The 2,080-nt window shown below is 45.5% G+C and carries 1 protein-coding gene; it reads left to right on the forward strand.

Features of this window, described 5'->3' with window-relative positions:
• The coding region (locus HMPREF2802_RS10075; RefSeq protein WP_218085177.1) for a GA-like domain-containing protein at positions 1–2,080 on the forward strand (2,080 nt) is incomplete at both ends.

Genomic DNA, 2,080 nt, shown 5'->3' on the forward strand with positions numbered 1-2,080 from the left:
ACAAGCAGCGGTAGATGCAGCTAAGAATGCGAATCAAGCAGCACAAGATAAACTCAAAGAAGCGAATGTGGATGGTCTAATCACACCAGATGAACATGAAGTGCTTGAGAAAGCGAATCAAGATGCAGCCGACGCTAAACAGAATGCGCAAGAAAAAGTAGATGCGTTACCTAGCAATCAGCGAGGAAATATGCCAGATGATCTTGATAAACTTCATGGCATTGATGTACCAGAAGTGAATGATTCTGATTCAAACGGCGTCTCCGACGAAGTCGATGCACAACGCGAAGAGACGCAAGCGGCAGTAGATGCAGCTAAAAATGCGAACCAAGCAGCGCAAGATAAGTTGAAGGAAGCGAATGCGGACGGCTTAATTACGCCAGATGAACATGATGCTTTAGAGAAAGCGAACAATGACGCAGCGGATGCCAAGAAGAATGCACAGGACAAAGTGGATGCATTACCAAGTGATCAGCGAGGAAATATGCCATCAGACTTAGAAAAACTTCATGGCATTGAAGTTCCTAATGTGAACGATTCCGATTCAAACGGCGTCTCCGATGACGTTGATAACCAACGTGAGGAAGCACAATCAGCGGTCGATGCAGCTAAAAGTGCAGACCAAGCTGCACAAGATAAGTTGAATGAAGCGAATGCTGATGGACTTATCACGCCAGATGAACATGAAGCTTTAGAAAAAGCGAACAAGGATGCAGCCGACGCTAAACAGAATGCGCAAGAAAAAGTGGATGCACTTCCAAGTGATCAGCGAGGAGACATGCCATCAGACCTAGAAAAACTACATGGTATCGATATTCCAGATGTGAATGACTCTGATGCGAATGGAGTCTCCGATGAAGTCGATGCACAACGCGAAGAAGCACAAGCAGCAGTTAACGCAGCTAAAAGTGCAGATCAGGCTGCACAAGATAAATTGAAAGAAGCAAATGCCGATGGTCTAATTACGCCGGATGAACACGAAGCACTTGAGAAAGCGAATCAAGATGCAGCGGATGCTAAGCAGAATGCACAAGAGAAAGTGGATGCATTACCTAGTGATCAACGCGGAGATATGCCATCAGATTTAGAAAACCTACACGGTATTGATGTGCCAGATGTGAATGATTCCGATGCAAATGGAGTCTCCGACGACGTGGATAAACAACGAGAAGAAGCGCAAGCGGCAGTAGACGCAGCTAAAAGTGCAAACCAGGCAGCGCAAGATAAGTTGAAAGAAGCTAATGCGGATGGACTTATTACGCCAGACGAGCACAAAGCACTTGAAAAAGCAAACCAAGATGCAGCAGATGCTAAACAAAACGCACAAGAGAAAGTGGATGCGTTGCCTAGTGACCAACGAGGAGATATGCCAAGCGAACTCGATGAACTACATGGCATCATTATTCCAGATGTGAACGATTCAGATTCAAACGGCGTTTCCGACGATGTTGATAAGCAACGAGAAGAAGCGCAATCAGCGGTTAATGTAGCTAAGAATGCGGATCAAGCAGCCCAAGATAAGTTGAAAGAAGCTAATGTGGACGGATTGATTACGCCAGACGAACACGATGCTTTAGAAAAGGCAAACCAAGATGCTGCTGAGGCTAAACGAAACGCACAGGACAAAGTTGATGCATTACCAAGCGATCAGCGTGGAGACATGCCATCAGACTTAGAAAAACTACATGGTATCAATATTCCAGATGTGAATGACTCGGATGCGAATGGCGTAAGTGATGACGTCGACAGTCAACGCGAAGAAGCGCAAGCAGCTGTAGATGCAGCTAAAAGTGCAGATCAAGCGGCACAAGATAAATTGAAAGAAGCAAATGCTGATGGTCTAATTACACCAGATGAGCACGAAGCATTAGAGAAAGCGAATCAAGATGCAGCCGACGCTAAACAGAATGCGCAAGAAAAAGTGGATGCACTTCCTAGAGACCAACGAGGCGAAATGCCAGAAGAACTCGAGAAGTTGAATGGCATAGACGTACCAGATGTGAATGATTCAGACTCAAACGGTGTCTCTGATGACGTTGATAAACAACGTGAGGAAGCGCAATCATCCGTTGAAGCAGCT

It is taken from the genome of Staphylococcus sp. HMSC071G07 (assembly GCF_001811435.1).
GTDB lineage: Bacteria > Bacillota > Bacilli > Staphylococcales > Staphylococcaceae > Staphylococcus > Staphylococcus pettenkoferi.